We start from the raw sequence: 26,076 nt of genomic DNA, 5'->3' as shown, positions 1-26,076 counted from the left end.
CCCACGACGAAGGTTCCGCCGCCGTACGAGTTCTTCGTGACCGGCCCGGCCGAAGACGAGCGCCCGACCATGGTCGTCCCCGTCGAGCCCGAACCGTCGACGACGCAGTTCCCGGCCGAGATGGAGCCGGTGGCGACGGAACTCCCCGTCGAGCAGGAGTCGGCGCCCACGGAGACCACCCTCGAGCAGGAGCCGCAGCCGGCCGAATCTCGCGTTGTGCATGATTTGTTGACGACCAGGATTCCCGTCGAACAGGAACTGCCGACGCCGGAAATCCCCGACGAGCCCGAGCCGACGGTGACGGAGGTTTCCGGCGAGCAGGAGACACCGCCGACGGAGACCACCCTCGAGCAGGAGTCGCAGCCGGCCGAATCTCGCGTTGTGCATGATTTGTTGACGACCAGGATTCCCGTCGAACAGGAACTCCCGACGCCGGAAATGCCCGATGAGCCGGAGGCGTTGGAGGAGGAAGTCCCCGACGAACCGGAAGCTGTAGCGACGGAGGTTCCCGTCGAGCCGGAGCAGGTGGAGGCCGAGGCTGCGGTCCAGTCGGAGGAGGAGGCGGAGGACGCTGCCGAGCCGCTGGAGGCGGAAGTCCCCGACGAGTCGGAGGCGGTCGAGGTGGAGGTCGCTGCCGAGCCGGAGCCGGAGGCGCCGGTCGAGCCCGAGCCGGTCGGGCCGGAGCCGGTAAAGACGGAGATCGCTGCCGAGCCGGAGCCGTCTGCGATGGCGTTCCCGGCCGAGCAAGAGTTCGAGACGACCGAGATCCCCGTCGAGCAGGAGTTGCCGACGATGGAGATCCCCGTCATCGATCAGCCGACAACCGCGATCCCCGTCGAGCAAGACTTTGACACGATCAACATCCCCGTCGCCGACGAGGACGCGACGGCTGCCGTCGCGAAACAGCCTCCCCGAAGCAGGTTTTCATTCCTCAGGCGATTCCGGCCGAAGAAGGCGCCGGCCGCCGAAGAGCCGACGGCGGTTAAGCGCCCCGCCGCGAAGAAGGCGCCGCCGCGGAAGGCCCGCCCACCCTCCCAACCCGCCAAAAAGATTCCGGGCGCGCGCAAAGTGCCGCCGAGGAAACTCCCGCCCGGCAAGAAGGTGCCGCCGCGAAAGGCGCCACCCGCCAAGGGTCGGCCCGCCAAGAAGGCCGTCCAGCGTCCCCCGATGAAGCGGATGCCGGCCGCCAACGAGGCGCCCACGGGAAGGATGCCGGTCTTGCCGTACGAGCCCTACGGTCCGGGTTCGGCTCGCGCCACCCCGGACGGCGGCGGACCGGCGGGATGGCTGGTGAAGGGCCGTTCGGACACCCGGCTCTACTACACCCCCGACGATCCGACCTACGACCCGACCGTGGCCCAGGTCTGGTTCAAGGACGAGGAATCGGCTGTGCGGGCGCATTTCACGCCGTGGCGCAAGAGCTCCCGGAAGTGACTCCTCGGCGATAGGCCGCTAGTGCGGGGCCGGGATGCGCAGCAGCAGCCGCGCGCCGCCCAGCGGGCCGTCCTCGAGCGAAGCCGTTCCGCCGTGCAGGTGGGCCTGCTGGGCCACCAGGGCCAAGCCCAGGCCCGACCCCGAATGCGAGGCCGTCGACCCGCGGGAGAACCGCTCGAACACCACCTCGCGCTCCGCCTCCGGAATCCCGCTGCCGTTGTCGTCGACCGCGATCTCCACCCCGGCTCGCGAGCTGACTGCCGACAGCTGAACCCGCGTCGCGCCACCGTGTTTGACCGCGTTGGCGATCGCGTTGTCCACGGCGAGGCGCAGTCCCGCGGGCAGCCCCACGATGATGCAGGTGGGCGATGGCACCAGAGAAACATCGAGGTCGGGGTAGACCCACATGGCGTCGTGCGCGGCGCGGTCGAGTAGCTCGGTGATGTCGACGGGCACGTGATCGTCGGAGGTCGACAGCTCGCCCTGGGCCAGCCGCTCCAGGGCGGTCAGGGTGGCCTCGATCCGCGACTGGGTGCGGATGACGTCGTTGAGCACTTCCTTGCGTTGGTCGTCGGGCAGATCCAGCGTGGACAGCACCTCGAGGTTGGTCCGCATCGCGGTCAACGGCGTGCGCAACTCGTGGGAGGACACCGCGGCGAAGTCGCGCGCCGAGGCGAGCGCCTCTTTGGTGCGGTTCTGCTCGTCCCAGATGCGTTGCAGCATGCCCCGCATCGCCTCGGCGATTTCGATGGCCTCGGTCGCGCCGTGCACTTCGACCCGCGGCGCCTCGTCGCCCGCGTCGATCAGCCGCGTCTGCTGGGCGAGCTGTTTGAACGGGCGCACCGCGAACGCGGCCAGCAGCCAGCCGAACACGGCCGCCGCGCCGATGGCAAACCCGCAAATCAGCAAAACCCGGCGATGCAGGTTGTTGGTCTCGGCGATGGTGGTGTCATACGTCGCACCCACGGCAAGCGAGGACGGCTCCGGGCCGGGGATCTCCACCGTGCGCACCCGGTAGCGCACCCCGCGGATGTAGGTATCGGCGTAGTCGGCGCCCAGCTTCGGCAGGGTGACGTCGGAATTGGACTTGACCTGGTCGCCGCGCCGGATCGTCATGATGGCGTCGCGGTTGTTGGGCGAACGGGGGATTTCGTCCAGGCCGCGCGGCAGGAAGGGGATCGCGAAACCCGCGGCCTCGTCGAGGCGGCGGTCCAGGCGCTCCTTGCGGTCGTTGGTGATTCCCACCCACACCACGATGCCCACGATGAGCACGGGGATCGCGGCGCCGATGGCCGTCGCCACCACCACGCGGGTCCGTAGCGAAGGCGTACGGGCGAAGATCCGGGACAGGAAATTCATAGCCGCTTCATGATCACTGCATTCGCAGCACGAACCCTACTCCGCGAACGGTGTGCAGCAGGCGGGGGCCGCCGTTGGCCTCCAGCTTGCGGCGCAGGTATCCGATGAACACGTCGACGACGTTGGTGTCGGCGGCAAAGTCGTATCCCCACACCAACTCCAGCAGCTGCGCGCGGGACAGCACAGCGGTCTTGTGCTCGGCCAGCACCGCGAGCAGATCGAACTCCCGCTTGGTCAGGTCGACGTCGACGCCGTTGACCCGCGCCCGCCGGCCGGGGATGTCCACCTCGAGCGGACCGACGGTGATGGTTTCCGACGACGACGTCGCGGTGGCGCCGCGGCGGCGCAGCAGCGCCTTCACCCTCGCGACCAACTCGGCCAGCACGAACGGCTTGACCAGGTAGTCGTCGGCGCCGGCCTCCAGGCCCGCCACCCGGTCGTCGACCGAACTGCGCGCCGAGAGCACACAGACCGGCACGTCGTTGTCCATGGCCCGGAGCGCCGTGACGACGCTGACACCGTCCAGGACGGGCATGTTGATGTCGAGCACGATCGCGTCGGGGCGCGTCTCGGTGGCGCTGCGCAGCGCCTCGGCGCCGTCGACCGCCGTCGACACCTCGAATCCGGACAGGCGCAAACCACGTTCCAGCGAGGCGAGCACGTCGGAGTCGTCGTCGACGACCAAAACCCGGGGCGAGGTGGGACCAGTGTCCATGCGGCCCATTTTGCCGGATAGTCGCGCATCGGGGTGGGAGGCGCGAGCACTGCGCGAGGAGACGCAGAATCGCACAAAACCCGCGATTTTGCTGCGAGTCTGCCTCTGCTCAGCGCAAACCGACGTGGCGGTAGCGGCGCAACCGCGCCGCGAGCCGGTCGCCGGCGGGTACCTCGCGCAGCGCGTGCACCTCGGCGGCGATGGCGGCCGCCAATCGCCGAGCGAACTCGACCGGTTCGTCGGCGGCGTCGGGATGCTCGCGCACCACGGCATCGACGATTCCGGACGCCAGCAGGTCGGCCGACCGAATGCCTTGGGCCGCAGCGAGTTCGGCGGCGTGGTCGGTGTCGCGGTAGACGATGGCGCTGGCGCCCTCCGGCGGCAGCGGCGCCAGCCAGCCGTGCAGCGCGGCCAGCACGCGATCGGCGGGCACCATCGCCAGCGCCGGGCCGCCGCTGCCCTGGCCCAGCAGTACCGACACCGTCGGGGTATCGAGCGTGACGAGCTCGGCCACGCATTGCGCGATCTGGCCGGCCAGCCCTCCCTCCTCGGCCTCGGCCGACAGCGCAGGCCCGGCGGCGTCGATGAGCAGGACCAGCGGCAAGCGCAGCCCGGCGGCCAGCGCCATGCCGCGCCGGGCCTCGCGTAGCGCCGCGGGCCCGACGAGCCCTCCCGCGACGCGCTGCTGGCCGAGGACCACGGCGGGCTGTCCGTTGAACCGGGCCAGTGCCAGCAGCGTGGTCGCCGCTTCGGACAACAGCACGCAGTCGGTGGCGCCGTGGCGCAGCAGATGGGCGACACCGGGGCGGTCCGGCCGCCGCGACGCGACCACGGACTCCCACGCCGGCGCTGTGCCTTCTCGGGCGGCCGGTTCCGGCGCCGGCGACGGGGTCAGCGGCCCGGGCGGGTCGGCGATGACCCGCAGCGCCCGATCCAGCGTTTCGCGTAGCGCGTCGAGCGCGACGACGGCGTCGATCACCGCGTGCCGGTGCAGGTTCTCCGCGGTCTGGATGCCGGCCGGGAAGGGTTCGCCGTAGAGCAGCTCGTACACGCGCGGGCCGAGGAAGCCGATCAGCGCGCCCGGCTCGGCGAGGGTGACATGGCCCAGCGAGCCCCACGAGGCGAACACCCCGCCGGTGGTCGGGTGGCGCAGGTAGACCAGGTAGGGCAGGTGCGCCCGCCTGTGCAGGGTGACGGCCGCGGCGATCTTCACCATCTGCAGGAACGCGACCGTGCCCTCCTGCATGCGGGTGCCGCCCGAGCAGGGCGACGCCAGCAGGGGCAGCCCCTCGGCGGTGGCGCGTTCCACCGCGGCGGTGATCCGTTCGGCCGCGGCCACCCCGATCGACCCGCCCAGGAAGTCGAACTCGCAGACCACCACCGCCACCCGGCGCCCGAAGATGCGGCCCTCGCCGGTCAGCACCGCTTCGTCGCGGCCGGTGGCGGCTCGCGCGCCGGCCAGCTCCCGCGCGTAGGACTCGGACACCGGGAGTGCCATCGGATCGGTGTCCCAGCTGACGAAGGAGCCCTCGTCGAGCACGGCCTCGCGCAGCTGTTCGGTCGTGATACGAGTCACCAACCGACCATATATAAGCTGGGCGGATGATCGGTGTGACCCAGACCGAAGCCGTGATGACCATCGAGCTGCAGCGCCCCGAGCGCCGCAATGCCCTGAATTCCCAGCTCGTCGACGAGCTGCGGGAGGCGATCCAGAAGGCCGGCGCCGACGGGTCGACCCGCGCGATGGTGCTGACGGGGCAGGGCACGGTGTTCTGCGCGGGCGCGGACCTGTCCGGGGACGCCTTCGCCGCCGACTATCCCGACCGGCTCATCGAGCTGCACAAGGTCATGGACGCGGCCCCGGTGCCGGTGATCGGCTTCATCAACGGCCCCGCCATCGGTGCCGGTCTGCAGCTGGCCATGCAATGCGATCTGCGTGTCGCCGTGGCCGACGCGTTTTTCCAGTTTCCGACGTCGAAATACGGCCTGGCCCTTGACAACTGGAGCATCCGCAGGCTGTCCACGCTGGTCGGCCACGGGCGGGCCCGCGCGATGCTGCTGGCCGCGGACAAGCTCACCGCCGACGTGGCGCTGCAGACCGGGATGGTCAACCGCATCGGGGCGCTGGCCGACGCGCAGGCCTGGGCCACCGAGATCGCGGGCCTGGCCCCGCTGGCGATACAGCACGCCAAGCGGGTGCTCAACGACGACGGCTCCATCGAGGAGGCCTGGCCCGAGCACAAGGAGCTCTTCGACAAGGCCTGGGCCAGCCAGGACGTCATCGAAGCGCAGGTCGCGCGCGTGGAGAAGCGGCCACCGAAATTCCTGGGAGCCTGACGACCATGCCGCGGGGGGCGCTGCGACTGGCCGCGGGCACGGCGTCGCTGGCGGCGGGCGGTTGGTTGTTGCGCGCGCTGCACGGCACGCCGGCCGCCCTCGGTGCGACGTCCGCCTCGATCCGCGCGGTGACGGAAGCGTCGCCGCACTACTCCGACGGCGTCTTCGTCAATCTCGATCCCGCCACGCTGTACAAGATGGATCGCGAGCAGCTGCAGCTGATCGTGTACGAGCTGCTGGGCGGGCGCGGCGGCAGCCGGCCGAAGGTGCCGATCCCGCTGGCCGCGCCGGAAATCTTCGACCGCGAGCCCAGCCGGCTCGCCGTGAGCTGGTTCGGCCACTCGACGGCGCTGCTCGAGATCGACGGCTACCGCGTGCTGACCGACCCGGTGTGGAGCGACCGATGCTCGCCGTCGGACATCGTCGGGCCCCAGCGGCTGCATCCGCCGCCGGTGCAACTGGATGGGCTGCCCGCCGTCGACGCGGTGGTGATCAGCCACGACCACTACGACCACCTCGACCTCGACACCGTCCTGGCGCTGGCGCACACCCAGCGGGCCCCGTTCTTCGTGCCGCTCGGCGTCGGCGCCCACCTGCGCGCGTGGGGAATTCCCGAACACCGCATCGTCGAACTCGACTGGAATCAGGGCACCAAGCTCGACGAGCTCACCGTGATCTGCAAGCCCGCGCGGCACTTTTCGGGCCGCTTCTTCGACCGCAACAACACGCTGTGGGCGTCCTGGGTTTTTTGCGGCCCGCAGCATCGCGCCTACTTCGGCGGCGACACCGGCTACACCAAGAGCTTCGCGGAGATCGGGGCCGACCACGGCCCGTTCGACCTGACCCTGCTGCCCATCGGCGCCTACAACACGGCGTGGCCGGATATCCACATGAACCCCGAAGAGGCGGTGCGCGCCCATCTGGACATCACCGATGCGGGGTCGGGACTGCTGGTGCCCATCCACTGGGGGACCTTCCGGCTGGCGCCCCACCCGTGGGCCGAGCCCGTCGAGCGCCTGCTGGCCGCGGCGGACCCCGCGCGGGTCGAGGTGGCGGTGCCGGCACCCGGACAACGCATCGACCCCGCCGCGCCCCGCAGATTCAACCCGTGGTGGCGGCTCTAGCTGACGTTAGAGTTGGCGGCCATGACGAAACGCGCGGTGGCGGCCCTGGCGGCGGCCTTGCTTGCGCTGACGGGTTGCAGGTCCGAGCCGTCGGCGTCCGGCCCGGCGCCCGGTGCGCCCCCCAACGAGGTGTCGGGCCTGGCGATCCCCGCCGGACGCATCGACGACGCGGTTGGAAAGCTCGACGGGCTGGTCGGCGACCTGATGAAGAGCACCGGCATCCCCGGCATGGCCGTCGCCGTCGTGCACGGTGGAAAAACGTTATACGCCAAAGGTTTCGGCGTCCGGGATGCCGGCAAGGGCGACGCTGCGGACAATAAAGTCGGCGCCGACACCGTCTTCCAGTTGGCCTCGGTGTCCAAGTCGGTCGGTGCGACGGTGGTCGCGCACGAGGTCACCGACAACGTCATCGGCTGGGATACCCCCGTGGTGTCCCGGCTGCCGTGGTTCGCGCTGGGTGACCCGTATGTCACCGGCCACCTGACCGTCGCCGACCTGTATGCGCACCGTTCGGGGCTGCCCGACCACGCCGGTGACAAGCTGGAGGACCTGGGTTACGACCGTCGCCAGGTGCTCGAACGCCTGAAGTACCTGCCGCTCAACCCGTTTCGCAGCAGCTACGCCTACACCAATTTCGGGGTTACCGCCGCGGCCGAGACGGTGGCGGCCGCCGCGGCCAAGCCGTGGGACCAGCTATCGGACGAGGCGCTGTACCGCCCGCTGGGGATGGCCGCCACGAGTTCGCGCTTCGCCGACTTCCTGGCCAGGGCCGACCGCGCCGTCAGCCACGTCAAGGTCGGCGACAGATGGGAGCCGCGCTTCCAGCGGAACCCGGATCCGCAGACGCCCGCGGGTGGGGTGAGTTCGTCGGTCAACGACATGGCGCGCTGGCTGAACATGCTGCTGGGCAACGGAACTTACAACGGCCGGCGCATCGCTTCCCCGGAAGCGCTGCTGCCCGCCACCACCGCGCAGGTCGTTTCAGTGCCGGCGACGACGCCGAAGGCGCGATCGGGCTTCTACGGATACGGTTTCAACGTGTCGGTGACCTCGTCGGGGCGCACCCAGTACAGCCATTCCGGCGCCTTTTCCCTGGGCGCCGCGACCAACTTCGTGGTGATGCCGTCGGAGGACGTGGGCATCATCGCGCTCACCAACGCCGCACCCATCGGCGTGCCGGAAACCCTGACCGCGGAATTCATGGATCTGCTGCAGTACGGGCAGATTCGCGAAAACTGGGCCGAGCTGTACAAGCAGGCGATCGGCTGGATGAACAACCCAGAAGGTTCGCTGGTCGGCAAGTCGCCCCCGGCCAACCCGGCTCCGCCCAGGCCGCTCGGTGAGTACGCCGGCGTCTACGCCAGCGACTACTGGGGTCCGGCCGTGGTGGCCGAACACGATGGCGCGCTGCAGTTGTCGCTGGGGCCGAGAAGTCAGACGTTCACCCTGGCGCACTGGGACGGCGACACCTTCACCTTCGCGCTGACGAACGAAAACGCCCCGCCCGGAACCATTTCCAAGGCCACCTTTTCCGGATCACCGGCCTCCGCGCTCAACCTCGAGTACTTCGACTCCGACAAGCTGGGAACCTTCACCCGATGACAGCGGGCCTGAGCGATGCCGAGGTGGCCCAACGGATAGCCGACGGCAAGAGCAACGCCGTCCCGCAACGCGCGACCCGCAGCATCACGGCGATCGTCCGGGCCAACGTGTTCACCCGGATCAACGCGATCCTGGGCGCATTGCTGCTGATCGTGCTGACAACCGGCTCGGCGATCAACGGCCTGTTCGGCCTGCTCATCGTCGCCAACAGCGTCATCGGCATGGTCCAGGAGATCAGGGCCAAGCAGACGCTGGACACGCTGGCGATCATCGGGCAGGCGAAACCGTTGGTGCGCAGGCGATCCGGGACCCGGACACTGCCGCCGGACGAGGTCGTGCTCGACGACATCATCGAGCTCGGCCCCGGCGATCAGATCGTCGTCGACGGCGACGTCGTCGAGGAGGACAACCTCGAGGTCGACGAGTCGCTGCTGACCGGCGAGGCGGACCCGATCACCAAAGCCCCGGGCGACGCGGTGATGTCGGGCAGCTTCGTCGTCACCGGCACCGGCGCCTACCGCGCGACCAAAGTCGGTCCGCAGGCCTATGCCGCCAAGCTCGCCGAGGAGGCGAGCAAGTTCACGCTGGTGAAATCCGAACTGCGCAACGGGATCAACCGGATTCTGCAGTTCGTCACCTACCTGTTGGTGCCCGCCGGCCTGCTGACGATCTACACGCAGTTCTTCACCACTCATGCGGGATGGCGGCAGTCCGTGCTGCGGACGGTCGGCGCGCTGGTGCCCATGGTGCCCGAAGGCCTGGTGCTGCTGACGTCGGTGGCGTTCGCGGTCGGGGTCGTCCGGTTGGGCCAACGGCAATGCCTGGTGCAGGAACTGCCCGCCATCGAGGGCTTGGCGCGGGTCGACATGGTGTGCGCCGACAAGACCGGCACGCTGACCGAAAGCGGGATGCGGGTGTCGGACGTCCAAGAGCTGGCCGCGCACCCGGAAACGGTCGCCGACGCGCTGGCCGCCCTGGCGGCGGCCGACGCGCGGCCCAACGCGAGCATGCGGGCGATCGCCGAGACCTTCGGCCGGCCACCCGATTGGATGCCCACCGCCACTGCGCCTTTCAAGTCCGCCACCAAGTGGAGCGGGGTGTCTTTCGGCGCTCACGGCGATTGGGTGATCGGCGCGCCCGACGTACTGCTGGAGCCCGCGTCGGAGGCCGCCGAACGGGCGGAGCGGATCGGCGCCCAGGGGTTGCGGGTCCTGCTATTGGGTCGCGCCGAGGTGCCGGTGGATCACCCGGACGCGCCCGGCGCGGTCGCCCCGGTCGCGCTGGTGGTGCTCGAGCAGAAGGTGCGGCCCGACGCCCGCGACACGCTGAACTACTTCGCGGCCCAGGGTGTTTCGGTCAAGGTGATCTCCGGCGACAACGCGGTGTCGGTGGGCGCGGTCGCCGGCAAGCTGGGCCTGCACGGCGATACCCTGGACGCGCGCCGGCTGCCGGCCGACCCGGCGCGCCTGGCCGACACCCTGGAGAGCGCCACCACCTTCGGGCGGGTGCGGCCGGACCAGAAGCGGGCCATCGTGCGCGCGCTGCAATCGCGTGGCCACAGCGTGGCGATGACCGGCGACGGCGTCAACGACGTGCTGGCCCTCAAGGACGCCGACATCGGCGTCGCGATGGGGGCCGGCAGCCCGGCGTCGCGCGCGGTTGCGCAGATCGTCTTGCTGGACAACAGGTTTGCCACGCTGCCGTATGTCGTCGGCGAGGGCAGGCGGGTGATCGGCAACATCGAGCGGGTCGCCAGCCTGTTTTTGACCAAGACGGTGTACTCGGTGCTGCTGGCGCTGTTCGTGGGCATCGAGTGCCTGTTCTCCAAACCGCTCGGGGTGGACCCCCTGCTGTATCCGTTTCAGCCGATCCACGTGACGATCGCGGCATGGTTCACGATCGGGATCCCGTCGTTCATCCTGTCGCTGGCGCCAAACACCGAACGCGCCTACCCGGGCTTCGTGCGCCGCGTGTTGACGTCGGCGCTGCCGTCCGGGCTCGTCGTCGGCATCGCGACATTCGTTTCCTACCTGGTTGCCTACCACGGCCGCCACGCGCCGTTTCGGCAACAGGACCAGGCGTCGACGGCGGCGCTGATCACGTTGTTGGTGTGCGCGCTATGGGTGCTCGCGGTGGCGGCGCGCCCCTACCAATGGTGGCGGGTGGCGCTGGTCGTCGCCTCCGGCCTGGCGTACGTGGTGATCTTCAGCCTGCCGCTGGCGCAACAGAAGTTCCTGCTCGACCCGTCGAACGTGGCGGTCACCTCGATCGCGCTGGGCATCGGCTTGGTGGGCGCCGCCGCGATCGAGGCAACGTGGTGGATCCGGGCCAGGGCGCTGGGTGTGCAGCCGCGACTGTGGCGCGGGCCGGCGCAGGTCGCAAAGTAGGATTCCGGGGAATCCTCGGGGAAGGACAGCAACATGGGATTCCTGGACAAAGCGAAAGATCTGTTGTCGCAGAACGCCGACAAGGTCGGGATGGCGATCGACAAGGCCGGTGAATTCGTCGACGACAAGACGCAGGGCAAGTACTCCGACACCATCCACAAGGTGCAGGAAGAGGCCAAGAAGGCTGCCTCGGCCGAGGGGGAGCCGCAGGGCTGAACGCATGGCAAAACTCTCCGGATCCATCGACGTTCCGCTGCCCCCGGAGGTGGCGTGGAAGTACGCCTCCGACCTGTCCCGGTACAACCAATGGCTGACCATCCATCGGGTCTGGCGCAGCACGTTGCCCGACGACATCGACAAGGGGACGGTCGTCGAGTCGATCGTCGAGGTCAAGGGCATGTACAACCGGATCAGGTGGACTGTGGTGCGCTACAAGCCGCCGGAAGGCATGACGCTCAACGGCGATGGCGTCGGCGGGGTCAAGGTCAAGCTGATCGCCAAGGTGCAGCCCAAGGACGACGGCTCCGTGGTCAGCTTCGACGTGCACCTCGGTGGTCCGGCCCTGTTCGGTCCGATCGGGATGATCGTCGCCGCCGCGCTGCGCGGCGACATCAATCAATCGCTGCAGAATTTCGTCACCGTGTTCACCAAGCCCGATCCCGGTATGAACGGGCATCGCGGCCGCTGATCACCTCGGCCGATGAGTTTTCGGGTCGGCGCCAGCCGGCGGGGGACCGGCGCGGCGGGTGGTCACATACGCCCTCGGCCCGCGAGGGACGCACGGGCGACGGCCCAGGTCGGCTAATCTCGCAATCATGATGTGGCGGCCGCGTCCTGGTTGGTTGGTGGCGTTTTTCGCGCTGCTCATCTCGGCCAGCACGTGGCTGCCGTGGCTGACGACGGCGGTCAACGGCGGGGGCTGGGCCAGCGCGATCGGGGGCACGCACGGCAACCTGGAACTACCGAGGGGATTCGGCGCGGGACAGCTCATCGTGTTGCTGTCCTCGACGCTGCTGGTGGCCGGGGCGATGGTGGGCCGCGGCCTGTCTGTGCGACTCGCTTCGGTTGCGGCGCTGGTGGTTTCGCTGCTGATCGCGGGGCTCACGGTGTGGTACTACAACCTCAACGTCAACCCGCAGGTATCTGCCGAATACGGCCTCTACGTCGGTGCCGTGGGCGCGGCCTGCGCGGTGGCGTGCTCGGTCGCGGCGGTAATCGCCGCGCTGGCTTCCGGCCGGACGGGCCGGTGAGGTCTCACGCCGACGGGAACTCGTGCCGGCCCGACGTGCCGCTGCCCTCGGGCTCGTTGACGCCGAACACGAAGGGCGCGAGCACGACTTCGCGGCCGTCCGGGTCGCGATAGGTGACCGCGCCGGTCGCCGCCCAGTACGGGTGCTGCGCCACCGGGTCCAGGCCGGCGGCACGAAGGCGTTCGGTGGCCGCCCGCTGCGCCTGCTGATCGGGAAAATACAGGCACAGCTGCTCGTGCTGGTCGTCGGCGACGGGCTCGGCCGACTCGACGATCTCGAGCGTCAGGTTCCAGCTGGGCAGGCCGAAGATGGCACCGTTGCTGCCGTAGCTGGCCTCGAAGGTCTCGTAGAGCGGCAGCCCCACCAGCTCGCGGTAGAACCGCACCGTTTCCGCGAAGTTCGATGTGCGCCGGGCAAAGCGGATGGCGCCGATCGACGCCAACTGCGCGGGCCAATGCGTATTACGGCGCCCCGAACTCGGGTACACGGTCACAGCCCGATCGCGCCGGCCGCCGACTCCGCGGTGTGCCAGCGCCGCAGCTGGCTCCCGGAAGCCCAGGTGGCATGCGTGCCGCTGGAAATACGTTCCGGCAGTTGAAGTTTGCACACCGGGCCGTCGCCGATGCGGGCGGCGTCGAAGACCAAGCAGTAGGAGGCGTCGGCGTTCATGTCGGTGGTGAGGGTGACCAGGTAGCCGTCGTCCTCACCGGTCGCGCCGACCCGTGGCGCCATCGCGGTCTCGCTCCCGTAGACGCCGTCGCCGAACGCGATGGACTCCTGGCCGCCCGTGAGCACGTCGTGCTTGACCAGGCCGTCGAACAAAAACCAGCCCGGCTTGCCGGTCGCGGCGTAGGTGTAGCGGTGGCCGCGCGTGGCGTAGTCGGGATTGATGGCGCCGAACTCGGTGATGGACTCCGAGAGCCGCTGCTCTTTCACCGCACCGGTGACCAGGTTAAATCGCCACCGGTGCAACCGGGTCTGCAGGCGATCCAGCGCCAGGAAGCGAAAAAGCTTGTCCCACTTCGTTCCCCCGGCGTCCAGCGGCTGGGGGTCGCCCTCGAAGAAGCCGTCGAGCACGATCTCGTCGCCGTCTTCGTAGGCGTTGACGAAATGCAGCACGAAGGTCGGGTCCGCCTCGAACCAGCGGATGTCCTCGGTTGCGCCCCGGCGCGGCAGCACCGCGAAGCGCGACGGGATGTCGGGGTAGAACCGCGGCAGGTGTACGTCGTGCTCGAGCAGCCGCGGATCCCAGAACAACGGGAAATCGTTGAGAACCACGTAGTTTTCGGTGAACGCCATGTCGTGCGGCAACCGCGGCCCGGGCAGCGGGACGTCGACGTAGTGCACCAGGTCGTCGCTTTCGTCGACCACGCCGTAGCGCAGGTACGGTTCCTGCTTGCTGTAGTTGAAGAACAGCAGCTCGCCGGTTTTGCCGTCGACCTTCGCGTGCGCCGACACGCCCCAGTCGACGGGGAATCGCCCGTTCCAGCTCGCCTTGCCGATCGTGTCGGCCGAGTACGGGTCGACCCGGTACAGGTCGCCGCACTGGTAGAAGCTGGTGAGCGCGACGCCCCGGTGGACGATGACGTCGGTGCTCGACGCGTCCTTCATCCGGGTGCGGGCGCCCCAGCCCCGTTCCCGTTTGGCCAGCTGAACGGGCTCGGCCAGTCCGGGCCACAGCGGCTCGCCGGCCTCGTTCTCCGCCAGGAATCCGTCCGTGCGGACAAAGCGGTTGCGGTAGAAGGCTTTTCCGTCGCGGAAGCCGACCACGTGCACCATGCCGTCACCGTCGAACGGGTGATAGGTCTGGAAGGCCGGGTGCAGCGGGTTCTCGGTGTTGCGCAGGTAGACGCCGTCGAGATCGTGGGGGATTTCGCCTTCGACGGCGATCAGGTCGTCGGCGTCCCACTCGGTGGTCTGGGGCTGCCAGGGGCCGGTGCGGTAGGGATGGTCGTCGTCCTCGGGCAGGGTGGACAGGAACTTGCCGACGATCTGAACATCCATGGTCACGAACCCTCGGTTGCGCCCACGACGAAGCTGACGGTGGTGGCGGTGCTGCCGCCGAAGTTCAGGGTGCCGAACCGCCGCGCGTCCTCGACCTGGTAGTCGCCGGCGCCGCCGCTGACCTGCCTGGCCGCATCGAGCAGCATCCGCACGCCGGAAGCCCCCACGGGGTGGCCGCCGCCGATCAGCCCGCCGCTGGGATTGATCGGCAGCCGGCCGCCGATCTCAAGCTCGCCGTTTTCGATGGCCTTCCACGACTCGCCCGGTCCGGTCAGCCCGATGTGGTCGATGGCCAGGTATTCGCTGGGGGTGAAGCAGTCGTGCACCTCGAACCCGTCGAGGTCGTCGAGGGTCATCCGGGCGCGGCGCAGGGCGTCGAGGACGGCCGAGCGCACATGCGGCAGCACATAATTCTCCCGGGGATCGTCGCGGACGCGGTCCAGCTTCTGGCGCAGGCCCAGCCCGACGGTGCGATGTCCCCAGCCGTCGATGCGGCCCATCGGCCGCGCGTCGGGGTGGTCGCGCAGGTAGGTGTCGTTGACCAGAACCAGGCCCGCGCCGCCGTCGGTCATCTGGCTGCAGTCGAAGCGGCGCAGCCGGCCCTCGGTGACCGGGTTGGCCGCGTCGTCGTCGGTGATGGGATCGGGGACCGTCCACCCGCGCGTCTGGGCGCGGGGGTTGCGCCGCGCGTTGGCGAAGTTCAGTTGCGCGATGGCCCGCAGGTGTGTGTCGTCCAGGCCGAAGCGCCGGTCGTACTCGTCGGCGATCTCGGCGAACATCGACGGCCACAGGTAGCGAGCGCCGTCGCCCTCGTGTCCAGTCCACGCGGCGGCACCAAGGTGCTGGGCGGCGGTGTCACCGGGGACGGTCTTCTCCAGCTCGATCCCCACCACCAGCGCCGTGTCGTACGCGCCGGAGCGCAAGTCGGCGATCGCCGACAGCGCCGCCACGCTGCCCGACGCGCACGCGGCCTCGTGCCGCGAGGCCGGGGTATCCCAGAGCCCGTCGCAGACCGTGGCCGGCATGGCGCCCAGGTGGCCCTGGCGGGCGAACATCTCGCCGAACGCATTGCCGACGTGCACGACGCCGATCTCGCCGGGGCCCACCTTCGCCGCGGCGAGCGTGCCCTCGACGACCTCAGCGGTCAACGACGCGAAGTCGAGGCCCTCTTTGGCGAGGTTGCGGGCGAAATCGCTTTGGTAGCCGCCCAGTATCCACACGCCCGTCGAGCCGTCCATAGGGGCACGGTACTCCTGGGTGACATGGCGGTTTGCCCGTATCCGCGAGGCGATCGGATTGCCGTAGCGGGCCCGAAAGCGAGGGCGGCCCCGTCGGCTCTCGGGCTGAACCGACGGGACCTAGACGAGCGCGAAGGCCGGCCGACGCGCTCGCCTCTGTTGCAACATTGCCGCCGACGGCCATCGACAAACATGTTGCTCGGCCGCCCACCCAAGCTGCGGGGCCGGGTGGTGCCCGCCGGGGCGCATCGGCCCCGGTTCGCCGGCGGGTTGTCGGCCACCCAAACCCGTTGTCGGCCAACATGTTAAGTGAGGTGCTCGGCGAAAAAGGTGAGGATCCGCTGCCACGCGCCTTCGGCCTCGGCTTCCGAGTAACCCATGTTCGCGATGGTGCGAACCACCGCAGGGTTGCGGTCGTCGTTCATGAAGCCGTGGCCCACATTGGGGTACTCCTTGACGTCTCGCGGCACGTCAGCGTCGGTGAGCACGGCTCCGAGTCTGGCGGTGCCGGGCGCGACGAAGCGGTCGTCGCCGCCGAAACTCGCCACGACCGGGCACGATTGCTGTAGCGCTTCGACGTTGCTGGCCATCAGCCCGTAGTCCGGTGCGGTCGCGTCGAACAGCCCGAGGGGCGCCAGTTGCAGGCAGAATCCCGCGCCCATGCAGAAGCCGACCAGCCCCACTTTGCCGGTGCACCGGTCGTTGGCGACGAGGTGGTTGCGGGAGGCGACGAGGTCGTCGTAGGCGGCCCCGGTGCTGGTGAAATGTGCGCGAACGGTGCTGATGAGGCAGTTGAATTTGGGGCTGCGCCAGTAGAGGTCCGGCGCCAGTGCCAGGTAGCCCTCGCGGGCCACGCGGTCGGTGATGCGTCTCAAGTCCGCGGTGACACCGAGGGCGTCGTGCACGACGACGACGGCAGGCCACGGGCCGTCGCCGTCGGGGATCGCGAGGTAGCCGGGGAGGTAACCGTCAGGAGCCAGGTAGGTGATATCTGGCAAGGCGACTCACCCTCGTTGTGGTGGTAGGGAGGCGCAAGCGCGCAGGACGGCGATGCAATCGTATTGCCACACCATATGTGCGTAGTGTACCGCCATACAAATGTAAGGCCCGGCGCGGCATATCCTCGACGAATGGACCGCCCGCGGTTGTTTGCTTACGAGCCGCCACCGCGGCCAGAGCCGTCACGCGAAGAGCGGATACGCGACGCTGCGCTGCAGAGTTTCGCCGCCCACGGGTTTGCGGCGACCTCGCTGGGGAAGGTGGCCAAGGCCGCGGGTGTGTCGACCGGGTTGGTCCAGCACTACTTCGGTACCAAGGCCGCGCTGGTCACCGCCGTCGATCAGTACGTGCTGCAGACCCTCAGCGATGGATTGGAGTCAGCGGAGTTGCCCGGGCTGCCGGCCGATGCGCTCGCCGAGGCCGGGAATCGCCTGACCGCGCTCATGGCCGAAAACCCGCTCGTCATGGACTACCTGGGGCGCGCTCTCGCCGAACGCGCCGCCGTCGCATCGGTGATCTTCGACGGGCTCATCGGCATCAGCACCGCGCAGCGCGACCATTTCGCCGAGCACGGCCTGACCCGCCCCGACCTCGACGCCGAATGGGCGGTGCTCAACCCGCTGATCCTGCGGGTCGGAGCGCTGATCCTGCGCCCGCACATCGAGCGATACCTGGGCAAGCCGCTTTTCGATGACCAGGAATTGCACCGCTGGGACCAGGCCGTCACCGCCCTCATCCAGAAGGGCCAATTTCGCTGAGTCAGCGTCGCCGGATGTCGACCCGGCTCAGGCTGCGGCGGCTGGCCACCGACGCCGGCGGCGCCACGGTGAGCCGCAATACCAGCACAACGGATTCGTCCGGACGCGTCGCGGCAAGGCGCACGAAATCGCTTTGCTGCTGGTGCAATTCGTCGGCGAAGGCAGCCGACATCTCGTGCAGATCGGATCTGGTTTGCGCGTGCAGGAAGACCGGTGACAGCGGCTGGACGCTCAGGCCTTCCCGCTGGGCCAGGATCCACACCGCCTCGACCGCCGACCCGCCCAGGGCGTAGTCGCGAAGGTCGCGTCCGGTCACGGTGATGACCGCCAGCGCGGAGCTGGTGAGCACGCGGTCTCGCATGTCGTCGCCCAGCGCGCTTCCGGCTTTCCATTCGGCAAGCCGCGCCATGACCTCCGGGCGGCGCAACACCCCGAGCAGTGCCAGGTCGCCGGCGTCGAGTTCGAGGGTGTGCACGTCGATACCGGTGTCGGGGTCGCGATCCCCGGGCCAGCGCAGTTCCGAGACCATCTCCGCGTGCAGGCGCGGTGTCAGGTACCGAATGCGGTCGGCCTCGGCGAAAATCGCTGCGGCAGTGGCCAGCTCGTCCTGTTGGGTGAGTAGGTGCAGGCGCGCCCCCTCGCGGTCGGCGGCGGCGGTGAGCAACTCGATCGTGTCGGTGCGCAGTGGTTGCGGCGTGCCGTGGTGGCGGTTGGTCGCGCGGGCCAGCATCGGTCCGTACAGATCGGCGAGGGCGGGGTCGTCGCCGCCGTCGAACTGCATCGTCGCCCGCAGGGGGGATCCGTTGGCGTCCTCGGCGAAGCTCACCGGGCCGAGCATCCGCCGGGCGGCGGCGGCGATCCTGACGTTGAACATCGCCGCGCCCAACGCGACGGCGCTGCCCCGGAAACCGGAGTCCATGGTCGAAGTGTGCTCGGGCGCAACGCTGATCGTGATCTGGGTGGGTTCCGCGACGATATGCCACGGCTGGGAGTTTCCGCCGGAGGGCGCGCGCATCGCGGCGACGACGATAGTGTCGGCGACCGGCTCCGGGGTGCGCTGGGCCGCGGTCGCCGGGCCGGGCTGCGCCATGTCGGGTTCCTCGAGTCGGTCGAGCGCGCTGCCGATGTCGATGCGGCACCGACCGGATTTCAGGTCTTCGCCCAGCCCGATCCGGCGCACGGCTTCGGCCAGTGCCGAGGCGCCCACGACGACGTCGGAGGCCATTTGGGGCCAGGTCGACAGCGACCGGTCGATCTCGATCAGCGACGCCGCCGCCCGGGGCGACAGGCGTTCGGCCTCGAGGTGACGCAGCATGTGGGGGATCTTTTCGCGGCTGCTCATGCCGGGCAGCAGCGCGATGTCCAGTTGACCGAGCCCCCCGTGCAGTATCGGGCGCTCGGGTTCGTGATCGAAGCGTTCGACATCGACGATGCCGCGGTCGCTGGTGGCCATCAGCACGGGGACGCGCCGGGCGCGGGCGCCGATGCGCAGCAACGCCTTCATGTCGAGCGAGTCGCACTCTTCGACGACGATGTCCAGTCCGTCCAGGAACGCCTCGACGGTGTCGGCGGTGAGCCCGGCGTCGAACACATCGACCGGGAGGTAGGGGTCGAGTTCGGCGATTCTGCGCGCCGCCACGTGGGCTTTATTGAGCCCGAGGTCAAACACGGTGGCGGGCACGCGATTCAGATTCGACAGCTCGAGGTGATCGAAGTCGGCAAGCCGCAGCCGGCCGGCGAGTCCCTGGGCGGCCAGGGTGTGGGCGATGACGTGGCCGACGCTGAGACCGGCGACCCCGATGTTGAGCTTGCCCAGCCGTTCCTGCTCCCGGGTGGTGATGTTGTTTCGGTTGCGATCGAGCCGCAGCGCCCGGAAACCGTTGGGGCCCAACACCGCGACGACGCTGCGCCGCCATGGGTAGTAGGCCCACTTGGGTGGTTCGTCCAACAGGTCGGGGCCGGGCGGCGGGCGCAGGGCGCGCAGGCCCGAACGTTGCGCGTCGAAGTGGTCCAGGAACTCCACTCTGGGGTCGGCCCGCAATTGTTCCAGCTCGGCACGGTCGGCGGCCTCGTCGACGTCGAGAATCCGCGCCCGATAGGCAGTGGTGTCCGTTGGCATGGCTAGCGACGCCTCCGGACGCGGGCACGGATCGGGGCGCCGGCAATCATGGTGAAATGCAGCGCGAGCGGGAATTCGCCGTCGAGAGAGCGGATTTCGGCTCCGCGCACGATTGTCGCCAAGGCGAGCGTAATTTCCAGCATCGCGAAATGATCGCCGATGCACGAGCGCGGCCCGCCGCCGAACGGGATGTACTGCCAGCGGTCGAGGGCCTTGAAATTCTCCGGACCGAACCGAGCGGGATCGAACGTGAGCGGATCGTCCCACAGCCGCGGATCGCGTTGCACGGCCATTCTTCCGACGACCAGCATGGTGCCTTTCGGCACCCGGTAGCCGCCGACTTCGACGTCCTGGCAGGCCATTCGGGTTCCGGTCGGCGCAGGCGGGCACAGGCGCAGTGACTCCCGTATCACCTGCACGGTGTACTCCAGCCGTGGAATGTCGTCGGGTGTGAGCGGCCGGTCCGGCAGGGCCGCGACTTCCGCGGCGACGCGGTCCTGGAATTCGGGGTGGCGCCCCAGCTCCCACAGCGCGTGGGTCAACGTCGTCGCGGTGGTGTCGTGGCCGGCGAACAGGAAGATGATCAGCTCGTCGCAAATCTCCGCGTCGGACAACCGTTTTCCCGTTTCGGGATCCTCCGCGGCGATGAGCGCGTGGACGAGCGGTGCGACCCTTTCCGGATCGGCGCGACACTCGCGCAGGATGTCGTTCGTCAGGCGGTGGAGTCTAGCGCTCGCCGCTCGGGCGCGGTGGCGCGCGGGGGTCGGCAGCCAGCGCGGGGCGCGCAACGGGCGGGTGGCCCGCCGGATCGCGTACGTCAACGCGACCCGCAGTGGCTCCGCGACGTCGTCGGCGCGCTGCTCCAGGTCGAGCCCGAGCACCGAGCGCCCCAATGCGCGCAACGTGAGGGTGCGGCACTCGGCGTCCAGGTCGATTTCGGAGTCGTCGGCCCACTCTTCGCGCACCGCCTGCGCCGCCTGCGCCATATGTCCGCCGAATTCGCCGACGCGCTTTTTGGTGAACACCGGTTGCAGCGTGCGCCGGCGTGCCTTCCACGGGTCGTAGGGCAGGAGGGCCAGGTTGGCGCCGATGATCCGGCGCATCTGATCGAACACGGGCGTCGTCTTGTCCACCGAGGCGTCTTTGGTGCTCAAGATGTCGCGAATGGCACCCGGCGACGTTGCCAGCACCATGGGCGGCATCAACCAGCGCGGCCCCAGGGTGAACAAGGTCACCGGGCCGCCGGCGTCACGCAGCCGCTCCATCCCCGTGCTGAATTCCTTCACCGCCCGCAGGCGCTGACGAAAAGCCATGGGGTTCACCGGCGGGAGAGGTAGCGATTTCAGTGCATCGAAACCGCCCCCGACTGGCGCCTGAACCACGTCTGCCTCCTGGGATTGGCGGCGCCGCCGTCGAACAAGGCCGCGCGGGTGGAAGCTTACCGACCGCCGTGCGCGACAAAAGCTCTCGCGCTGACATGATCATGGGCGAAACGCTGGCTCTCAAGAGAGGTTGCTCGGTGACAATTCGGCCGATGTGGCGGGTGCCCGGGATCGTCCTGCGCGAGCGGCTGCACCGCGCGGGGCGCGAGCGAACTCCGGAACCGATGGTCATGGACGACCCGGAGTCGGTCGCCCAGTTCCACACCGGCGGCGGATCCAACCCGGGCATGCGGGCGGTGTACGACCTGTGCGCGCGCGGCCTCGACGCGCTGCTGCCGGCCGGCGGGCGGCTGCTGGACCTCGGCGTGGGTTCGGGCCGGGCGCTGAGCGCCGTCCTGCGCCGGCGCCCCGACGTTCGGGCGACCGCGGTGGATCTGGCGCCCAACATGCTGCGCACGGCGCGCGAGCTGTTCGACGCCGAAGGCCTTGCCGAGCGCGTCGACCTGGTTCAGGCCGACATCACGGCGCTGCCCGAGCGGCTTGCAAACGGGGCATGGGACGCGATTTCGTGCATGTGGACGCTGCATCAACTGCCGGACTCCCGCGTGTTGCGCGGTGCCCTGGGCCAAATCGCCGCCGTGCAGCGCCGCAGCGGAGCGGCGGTCTGGATCTCGGACTTCCAGCGCCTGCGGGACCCGGCGGCCTGCCCCAACATGTTGGAGTGCGTCGATCCGGACTCGCCGGCGATCCTGCGCCAGGATGCGATCGCGAGCGAGGCGGCGGCGTTCACCATCGCGGAGCTGCGCAACGAATTCGCGGCCAGCGGACTTCAGGGCATGCAATCGGGCCATTCCCGGCCGCTGCCGTACCTGCAGGCGTATTGGATGTTCGGCGCGCGCGGCAAACCCAGCCCCGTCACCGGCGCGCGCCCCGCGACGCTGCCCGCGGACGCCCGCCGCGAGGCCGCTTTGCTGCGCTGGGGGTTCACGGCCAAGCCGTTCTGAGTTGGGGTTCGTGACCAGCGCCGACGCCCCGAATCGGCGGGGTACCGCTGCGTTGCGACACGGTCACGGATGCATACCTATCCGCAGATCACTGGTCACACCAGCCACGCGAATCACTATCGTCACATAGGCCAACCGCGGACGTCAATGCGACGGCCCGCCCCTGGAAAGGTGTGACCTTGACGGCGATTTTCCGAGCCCTGTCGCTACCGGTGGTGTCGGTGACCGCCGTCGGCTTTCTCGTGGCGATGGGCCCGGCTCCATCGGCGAACGCCACACCTTGCGGCGCCCCCGAAGCAAACGTGGATCCGCCGGCCGCGCCGCCGGCGATGCCCGCGCCGCAGCCGGTCGTGCAGCCACCTACCGGGCGCCGGCCCTCGCATACGAATGACAAGGCGCCGCTGCCGAAGTTGGGTCCGCTGATCTCGTCCTTTTTGAAGCCGGGTGCGGGGGGTCAGCGCTACGCAGCGCCGGTGCAACCGCAAGCGGGCGTCGTTCCGCCACCCGGGCCCAATCCGCCCGTGCCGGGCGTGCCGCAGCAGGGTCCGAACGCGGCCCCGCTGCACCCCAACGGGGCCGCGGTTCCGCCGCAGCCGGCGCCCCAACCGGCTCCGCAACCGGAGCCGCCGCCGCCCGCCACGATCGCCGGGGCGCCCACGTCGCTGGTGGACTGGGTGACCGGGACCGACGGCCCGAACAAGACCCTGCAGCGCTTCGGTATCTCCGGGACGGACCTCGGGATCGCCTGGGACAACGGCGATCCCGCCAACCACCAGGTCCTGATGGCCTTCGGTGACACGTTCGGCTATTGCAAGGTCAAGGGCCAGCAATGGCGATACAACGTGCTGTTCCGCAGTTCCGACCGCGATCTGTCCCGCGGAATCCACATCGCCGACGGCGTGCCCAACGACCGATACTCGGGCTCGCCGGTGTGGACGACCGGCCTGTCCAAGCAGGTCGTCAACACCATCCACAAGGCGCCGCACGAGACAGGCATCATCCCGACCGCCGCCATCTCCCTCGGCCGAACCCAGTACATGAGCTACATGTCCATCAGGCAGTGGGGACGCGACGGGGAGTGGCAGACGAACTACTCGGCGATCGCGAGATCCGTTGACAACGGCCAGAACTGGGGGATCTTCCCCAGCACCATTCGCACCGCGTCGGCGGATGCGATCCCGGGGGTCGGGTTCACTCCCGGCAACGAGAATTTCCAGATGGGCGCGTTCATGAAGGGTAACGACGGTTACCTCTATCAGTTCGGGACCCCGTCGGGGCGCGGCGGCGCGGCGTTCCTGTCCCGGGTCCCCCCGAACTATCTGCCGGACCTGTCCAAGTACCAGTACTGGAACGGCGACAACGGCGGGCACTGGGTCGCGGCCAATCCCGGTGCGGCGACGCCGCTTTGGCCGGGCCCGGTGGGGGAGATGTCGGCCCAGTACAACAGCTACCTCAAGCAGTACCTGGTGCTCTACACCAACGGCGGCAGCAACGACGTGGTGGCGCGCACCGCCCCGACCCCGACGGGGCCGTGGAGTGGGGAGCAACCGCTGGTGTCGTCGTTCCAGATGCCCGGCGGCATCTATGCGCCGATGATCCACCCGTGGTCGTCGGGCCGGGACCTGTACTTCAACCTGTCGCTGTGGTCGGCCTACGACGTGATGCTGATGCACACGGTGCTGCCGTAGGGCTCGCCTGGCGCATGGCCCGGCAAGTGAAGTAGTGGACTACGCGTGCCCGCGCGTGGTGATCACGGAAACCATGGACATATGAACCTGAACCTTGCGCCGCCGGCCCAGGCGACCTGCGTCGGCGAATGGGACAACATCGGCGGACTGCTCAGGGCATTCGACGGCCCCGAGTGGAGAATCCAGCACGGCGCCGGCCGCGGGCGCCGCGCCGATATCGCGATATCAGTGATCGGCCTGCAATACGCGGACGGGCACGCCTTGCGCGAGATCATCATCGACTGCCCCGAGACCCCGATCATGGCGCCGGAAGAGGCGCGGAAGTTGGCCATCGCGTTGCTCGCAGCGGCCGACGCGGCCGAGGGCTGACGTTGGACGGCGGTTCGCTTCGTCAAGGATCAACCGACACAGCTGTCAAGCATCAGCCGAAACAGCACACCTGGCCGCCCGCTGGGCCGCCGCTCAGCCCGGCTATCGATTGTGAAGCGTGGGCGTCGATTGTGAAGCGTTGGCGGTATCCGGGCCGAAATTTCGCCCTACATTCACTCCCGAGGCCGTGAGTTCACAGTAGATGCGGGGGCGTCGCCGAGAAAGTGCACCGAGAAAGTGCCCCCGGCAGGATTCGAACCTGCGACACCGGCTTTAGGAGAGCCGTGCTCTATCCCCTGAGCTACGAGGGCGGACGGGCCGAGCTTACCGGGAGTGACCGCACGGTGACCCGGTCACCGCAGCTCCGCGATGACTTTCGCGAACGCGTCGAGGTTGTTGTCCTGCACGGTGAAGGAGGTCAGGCCGTACTTGTCGCGCAGCCCGCGCAGCGTGTCGGCCATCTCGGCCGGTGACCCGGTGAGCACCGACGGCATGGACAGCAACTGCTCGTCGGACAGCCCCGGCGCGTAGTCCCGCGTCATCCTCAGGTCGGGGGTGGACTCGTCCTCGCGTGGCATCGCCGTGATGACCATGTTCAGCTCCAGCGAGTCGAACCGCGCCCCGGCGGCGGTGCGGACGAACTCGATGCGCTCGGCCAGCGGGTCGTCGACGTCGCGCACCCGGGCGCCGGTCAGCCCGATGATGTCGGCGTGCTTGGCGGCCAGCGTCAGGACCCGGTCGCCGTTGCCTGCGATGAGGATCGGCGCCGTGGGGTGATGCTCCTTGAGGTAGGTGGTCATGTGTTCGAGGTGGTCGACGCGGGCGCCGGCACTGGGGTAGGGGAGCTCGGCGGCTTCGAACTCTTCCCGGACGTAGCCGGTGCCGAGCCCGATCTCGAGGCGGCCGCCGCTGAGCAGGTCCAGGGCATGCAGGTCCCGGCTGAGCAGGGCCGGCTTGTAGAAAGCGGCGTTGAGCACATACATGCTCAGCTTCATCCGCGTGGTCACCATCGCGACCGCGGTCAGCGTCGGGGACGGCGCCGCCGCACCGAGATGGTCGGGCACGCAAAGGATGTCGTACCCGAGGTCTTCGGCCCGCCTCACCTTCTCCACCAGCCGCTCGCGCGACTTGAAGAAACGCATGCTCATCGAGAAGCGAAAATCTTTGGCCACCAACAACCTCCGTTCGACGGATAGAACACTTACCAGGAACGGGCAGCGGCCGCCAGGCATCGCACCAGGGCGGTGGTGACCGGCGACAGGCCGTCGTTACCCGGCAGCGGGCTGCGGGGGCTGATCCCCCGGACGCGGACCGACAGCTCCAGCTGCGCCCCGCCGTCGCGCACCCGGTTCACGGGATTGTCAGGATGCAGGCCCCGCAGTTCCGGCGGGATGGCGTCGAGGTCGGTGATCACCTGATAGCCGGTCAGCCGGATGTGCCGGGCCAGGTGGGCCGCCAGCGCGCGGTTGCGTCCCCCGGCGAGCAGCTGCGTGCCGCGCCCGACGCGGCCGTAGCCGTGCAGCGAGACGGCGACGTCGACGTGATCGAGAAACTCGGCCAGCCGCGCCGATTCGTCCGGGTGGTAGCGGGCCGACGGCAGGTGGTGAGGGTAGCGGTCGGGATGGCGCAGCGCGTAAACCGACGCGCCGGCGGCCGCGGCGGCGCGTTCGGCGATGACGTCGGTCATCTCCTCCAGGCCGCCGCCGTGGATGGCCAGAAAGCCGAAGCGCGAGCGCAGCCGGCTCTCCTCGGCCACTCCGGGTTCGCGCAGCAACGCCGAAAGTGATTGCGGCGCCGCGCTTGTCGCCGTACGCGGGCGGGGCCAACGCGCAGGATCCCAGCGGCGCAAGAAGTCGATCCATCGTTGCGGCAGCCCGTGGTGCAGTGCGCCGTCGATGATCTTGGGCAGATAACCCGGTCGGGGTGGTCCCGGGGTCACCCGGTGGTCGATGTAGACCCAGGCGGGCGACGGGCCGTCGCCGGTGTGCACGGTCAGCCCGTCGCGCCGGTAGCGCACCGGCACGCCCTCGGCGCTGTCCAGCGCGGCCAGGTCGTCGTCGGAGATTTGCCAGAGCACCCCGTGCACCTGGTTGCCGTCGAACGGCTCGACGGTGGCCACGCCGCGCTGGTTGATCAGCCAGTCGTGGTCGGCGAGCACCGCCGGGCGCGGATCCGCGGCGTCGGGGCAGCGCAGCGCCATCTGCCTGACACAGAGATTCGACCCATACGCGAAATAGGGGTGCCGGCGCGCCCGCACCCCCGCAGAAGTTCCACGGATGACGACGCTGACCATCCTGCCGTATCGGG

At 69.2% G+C, this 26,076-nt stretch carries 23 protein-coding genes and 1 tRNA gene; 12 read left to right on the top strand and 12 right to left on the bottom strand.

The annotated features are described in order from the left end of the window. Positions 1-69: 69 nt before the first annotated feature. Positions 70-1,434, top strand: a complete 1,365-nt coding sequence (gene arfC / locus AC5Y43_RS08955) for a channel accessory protein ArfC, sunset domain variant (RefSeq protein WP_499972195.1) — start codon at positions 70-72, stop codon at positions 1,432-1,434. 18 nt (positions 1,435-1,452) lie between these two features. On the opposite strand, the gene AC5Y43_RS08950 is transcribed toward arfC, so the two are convergent. The 3 genes from AC5Y43_RS08950 to AC5Y43_RS08940 all read right to left on the bottom strand — a co-directional run bounded on the left by AC5Y43_RS08950 (position 1,453) and on the right by AC5Y43_RS08940 (position 5,084). Continuing rightward, positions 1,453-2,793 carry a sensor histidine kinase gene (locus tag AC5Y43_RS08950; RefSeq protein ID WP_499971615.1) on the bottom strand — a complete coding sequence of 447 codons (1,341 nt, stop codon included), beginning with the start codon at positions 2,791-2,793 and terminating at the stop codon, positions 1,453-1,455. Between the two features lie 13 nt (positions 2,794-2,806). Continuing rightward, positions 2,807-3,517 (bottom strand): two-component system response regulator PrrA, encoded by a 711-nt coding sequence (gene prrA / locus AC5Y43_RS08945; RefSeq protein WP_499963211.1) that lies wholly within the window; start codon positions 3,515-3,517, stop codon positions 2,807-2,809. Positions 3,518-3,617: 100 nt separating this feature from the next. Continuing rightward, positions 3,618-5,084 (bottom strand): carboxyl transferase domain-containing protein, encoded by a 1,467-nt coding sequence (locus AC5Y43_RS08940; RefSeq protein ID WP_499971613.1) that lies wholly within the window; start codon positions 5,082-5,084, stop codon positions 3,618-3,620. Positions 5,085-5,110: 26 nt separating this feature from the next. Between AC5Y43_RS08940 and AC5Y43_RS08935 the strand changes: the two genes are divergently transcribed. From AC5Y43_RS08935 to AC5Y43_RS08905, 7 genes are all read left to right on the top strand, one after another. Further along, positions 5,111-5,845, top strand: coding sequence for an enoyl-CoA hydratase (locus AC5Y43_RS08935; RefSeq protein ID WP_499971611.1), 735 nt, complete (start codon positions 5,111-5,113; stop codon positions 5,843-5,845). 5 nt (positions 5,846-5,850) lie between these two features. Beyond that, positions 5,851-6,969 (top strand): MBL fold metallo-hydrolase, encoded by a 1,119-nt coding sequence (locus AC5Y43_RS08930; protein ID WP_499971609.1) that lies wholly within the window; start codon positions 5,851-5,853, stop codon positions 6,967-6,969. Positions 6,970-6,990: 21 nt separating this feature from the next. Then, positions 6,991-8,571 carry a serine hydrolase gene (locus AC5Y43_RS08925; RefSeq protein ID WP_499971607.1) on the top strand — a complete coding sequence of 527 codons (1,581 nt, stop codon included), beginning with the start codon at positions 6,991-6,993 and terminating at the stop codon, positions 8,569-8,571. Beyond that, positions 8,568-10,958 (top strand): cation-translocating P-type ATPase, encoded by a 2,391-nt coding sequence (locus AC5Y43_RS08920; RefSeq protein ID WP_499971605.1) that lies wholly within the window; start codon positions 8,568-8,570, stop codon positions 10,956-10,958. Before AC5Y43_RS08925 ends, AC5Y43_RS08920 begins: the two co-directional genes overlap by 4 nt. A gap of 33 nt (positions 10,959-10,991) precedes the next feature. Then, complete coding sequence (locus tag AC5Y43_RS08915) at positions 10,992-11,174, top strand: antitoxin (RefSeq protein ID WP_499971604.1); 183 nt, start codon at positions 10,992-10,994, stop codon at positions 11,172-11,174. Between the two features lie 4 nt (positions 11,175-11,178). Then, positions 11,179-11,646 carry a type II toxin-antitoxin system Rv0910 family toxin gene (locus AC5Y43_RS08910; RefSeq protein ID WP_499971602.1) on the top strand — a complete coding sequence of 156 codons (468 nt, stop codon included), beginning with the start codon at positions 11,179-11,181 and terminating at the stop codon, positions 11,644-11,646. A gap of 127 nt (positions 11,647-11,773) precedes the next feature. Beyond that, a complete protein-coding gene (locus AC5Y43_RS08905; protein ID WP_499971601.1) occupies positions 11,774-12,208 on the top strand; it encodes a hypothetical protein in 435 nt (144 codons plus the stop codon). A 4-nt stretch (positions 12,209-12,212) separates the two neighbouring features. Here the strand turns inward: AC5Y43_RS08905 and AC5Y43_RS08900 are convergent, their stop codons facing one another. The 4 genes from AC5Y43_RS08900 to AC5Y43_RS08885 all read right to left on the bottom strand — a co-directional run bounded on the left by AC5Y43_RS08900 (position 12,213) and on the right by AC5Y43_RS08885 (position 16,448). Next, positions 12,213-12,701 (bottom strand): VOC family protein, encoded by a 489-nt coding sequence (locus tag AC5Y43_RS08900; protein ID WP_499971599.1) that lies wholly within the window; start codon positions 12,699-12,701, stop codon positions 12,213-12,215. Continuing rightward, the gene (locus AC5Y43_RS08895; protein ID WP_499971597.1) at positions 12,698-14,212 is read right to left on the bottom strand and encodes a carotenoid oxygenase family protein; all 1,515 of its coding nucleotides are present in this window, start codon (positions 14,210-14,212) and stop codon (positions 12,698-12,700) included. The genes AC5Y43_RS08900 and AC5Y43_RS08895 overlap by 4 nt, the downstream gene beginning before the upstream one ends. A 2-nt stretch (positions 14,213-14,214) precedes the next feature. Then, positions 14,215-15,450 carry an acetyl-CoA acetyltransferase gene (locus AC5Y43_RS08890; protein ID WP_499971595.1) on the bottom strand — a complete coding sequence of 412 codons (1,236 nt, stop codon included), beginning with the start codon at positions 15,448-15,450 and terminating at the stop codon, positions 14,215-14,217. Between the two features lie 305 nt (positions 15,451-15,755). Beyond that, positions 15,756-16,448, bottom strand: coding sequence for a dienelactone hydrolase family protein (locus AC5Y43_RS08885; RefSeq protein ID WP_499971594.1), 693 nt, complete (start codon positions 16,446-16,448; stop codon positions 15,756-15,758). Positions 16,449-16,580: 132 nt separating this feature from the next. Between AC5Y43_RS08885 and AC5Y43_RS08880 the strand changes: the two genes are divergently transcribed. Beyond that, the gene (locus AC5Y43_RS08880; RefSeq protein ID WP_499971593.1) at positions 16,581-17,207 is read left to right on the top strand and encodes a TetR/AcrR family transcriptional regulator; all 627 of its coding nucleotides are present in this window, start codon (positions 16,581-16,583) and stop codon (positions 17,205-17,207) included. Between the two features lies 1 nt (position 17,208). Here AC5Y43_RS08880 and AC5Y43_RS08875 read toward each other — a convergent pair whose 3' ends face one another. Further along, positions 17,209-19,326: an Rv1355c family protein gene (locus AC5Y43_RS08875; protein ID WP_499971591.1), complete on the bottom strand. Its 2,118-nt coding sequence runs from the start codon at positions 19,324-19,326 to the stop codon at positions 17,209-17,211. A gap of 2 nt (positions 19,327-19,328) precedes the next feature. Beyond that, positions 19,329-20,639, bottom strand: coding sequence for a cytochrome P450 (locus AC5Y43_RS08870; protein ID WP_499971590.1), 1,311 nt, complete (start codon positions 20,637-20,639; stop codon positions 19,329-19,331). A 206-nt stretch (positions 20,640-20,845) separates the two neighbouring features. On the opposite strand from AC5Y43_RS08870, the gene AC5Y43_RS08865 reads away from it, so the two are divergent. The 3 genes from AC5Y43_RS08865 (at position 20,846) to AC5Y43_RS08855 (ending at position 23,769) form a co-directional block, all read left to right on the top strand. Further along, the gene (locus AC5Y43_RS08865; RefSeq protein ID WP_499971588.1) at positions 20,846-21,712 is read left to right on the top strand and encodes a class I SAM-dependent methyltransferase; all 867 of its coding nucleotides are present in this window, start codon (positions 20,846-20,848) and stop codon (positions 21,710-21,712) included. Between the two features lie 179 nt (positions 21,713-21,891). Then, entirely contained in the window at positions 21,892-23,400 is a 1,509-nt protein-coding gene (locus AC5Y43_RS08860) for a glycoside hydrolase family 183 protein (protein WP_499971587.1), read from the top strand. An 81-nt stretch (positions 23,401-23,481) separates the two neighbouring features. Further along, entirely contained in the window at positions 23,482-23,769 is a 288-nt protein-coding gene (locus AC5Y43_RS08855; protein ID WP_499971585.1) for a hypothetical protein, read from the top strand. 238 nt (positions 23,770-24,007) lie between these two features. On the opposite strand, the gene AC5Y43_RS08850 is transcribed toward AC5Y43_RS08855, so the two are convergent. The 3 genes from AC5Y43_RS08850 to AC5Y43_RS08840 form a co-directional block, all read right to left on the bottom strand. Then, positions 24,008-24,080 (bottom strand) — tRNA-Arg (locus tag AC5Y43_RS08850). Between the two features lie 42 nt (positions 24,081-24,122). Further along, positions 24,123-24,947, bottom strand: coding sequence for an LLM class F420-dependent oxidoreductase (locus AC5Y43_RS08845; RefSeq protein WP_499971584.1), 825 nt, complete (start codon positions 24,945-24,947; stop codon positions 24,123-24,125). Positions 24,948-24,970: 23 nt separating this feature from the next. Next, the gene (locus AC5Y43_RS08840; RefSeq protein ID WP_499972194.1) at positions 24,971-26,026 is read right to left on the bottom strand and encodes a poly-gamma-glutamate hydrolase family protein; all 1,056 of its coding nucleotides are present in this window, start codon (positions 26,024-26,026) and stop codon (positions 24,971-24,973) included. Positions 26,027-26,076 lie beyond the last annotated feature (50 nt).

It is taken from the genome of Mycobacterium sp. NGS57 (assembly GCF_059812405.1).
This window is presented reverse-complemented; position numbering and strand designations above follow the sequence as displayed.

Excerpts from the sequence above, each read along its gene's own strand:
- AC5Y43_RS08875 (WP_499971591.1), bottom strand. The coding sequence starts at position 19,326 with ATGCCAACGGACACCACTGCCTATCGGGCGCGGATTCTCGACGTCGAC.
- arfC (WP_499972195.1), top strand. The coding sequence starts at position 70 with ATGGTCGTCCCCGTCGAGCCCGAACCGTCGACGACGCAGTTCCCGGCC.
- AC5Y43_RS08910 (WP_499971602.1), top strand. The coding sequence starts at position 11,179 with ATGGCAAAACTCTCCGGATCCATCGACGTTCCGCTGCCCCCGGAGGTG.
- AC5Y43_RS08915 (WP_499971604.1), top strand. The coding sequence starts at position 10,992 with ATGGGATTCCTGGACAAAGCGAAAGATCTGTTGTCGCAGAACGCCGAC.
- AC5Y43_RS08950 (WP_499971615.1), bottom strand. The coding sequence starts at position 2,793 with ATGAATTTCCTGTCCCGGATCTTCGCCCGTACGCCTTCGCTACGGACC.
- AC5Y43_RS08930 (WP_499971609.1), top strand. The coding sequence starts at position 5,851 with ATGCCGCGGGGGGCGCTGCGACTGGCCGCGGGCACGGCGTCGCTGGCG.
- AC5Y43_RS08925 (WP_499971607.1), top strand. The coding sequence starts at position 6,991 with ATGACGAAACGCGCGGTGGCGGCCCTGGCGGCGGCCTTGCTTGCGCTG.
- AC5Y43_RS08870 (WP_499971590.1), bottom strand. The coding sequence starts at position 20,639 with ATGGCTTTTCGTCAGCGCCTGCGGGCGGTGAAGGAATTCAGCACGGGG.
- AC5Y43_RS08905 (WP_499971601.1), top strand. The coding sequence starts at position 11,774 with ATGATGTGGCGGCCGCGTCCTGGTTGGTTGGTGGCGTTTTTCGCGCTG.
- AC5Y43_RS08895 (WP_499971597.1), bottom strand. The coding sequence starts at position 14,212 with ATGGATGTTCAGATCGTCGGCAAGTTCCTGTCCACCCTGCCCGAGGAC.
- AC5Y43_RS08935 (WP_499971611.1), top strand. The coding sequence starts at position 5,111 with ATGATCGGTGTGACCCAGACCGAAGCCGTGATGACCATCGAGCTGCAG.
- AC5Y43_RS08855 (WP_499971585.1), top strand. The coding sequence starts at position 23,482 with ATGAACCTGAACCTTGCGCCGCCGGCCCAGGCGACCTGCGTCGGCGAA.
- prrA (WP_499963211.1), bottom strand. The coding sequence starts at position 3,517 with ATGGGCCGCATGGACACTGGTCCCACCTCGCCCCGGGTTTTGGTCGTC.
- AC5Y43_RS08890 (WP_499971595.1), bottom strand. The coding sequence starts at position 15,450 with ATGGACGGCTCGACGGGCGTGTGGATACTGGGCGGCTACCAAAGCGAT.
- AC5Y43_RS08920 (WP_499971605.1), top strand. The coding sequence starts at position 8,568 with ATGACAGCGGGCCTGAGCGATGCCGAGGTGGCCCAACGGATAGCCGAC.
- AC5Y43_RS08880 (WP_499971593.1), top strand. The coding sequence starts at position 16,581 with ATGGACCGCCCGCGGTTGTTTGCTTACGAGCCGCCACCGCGGCCAGAG.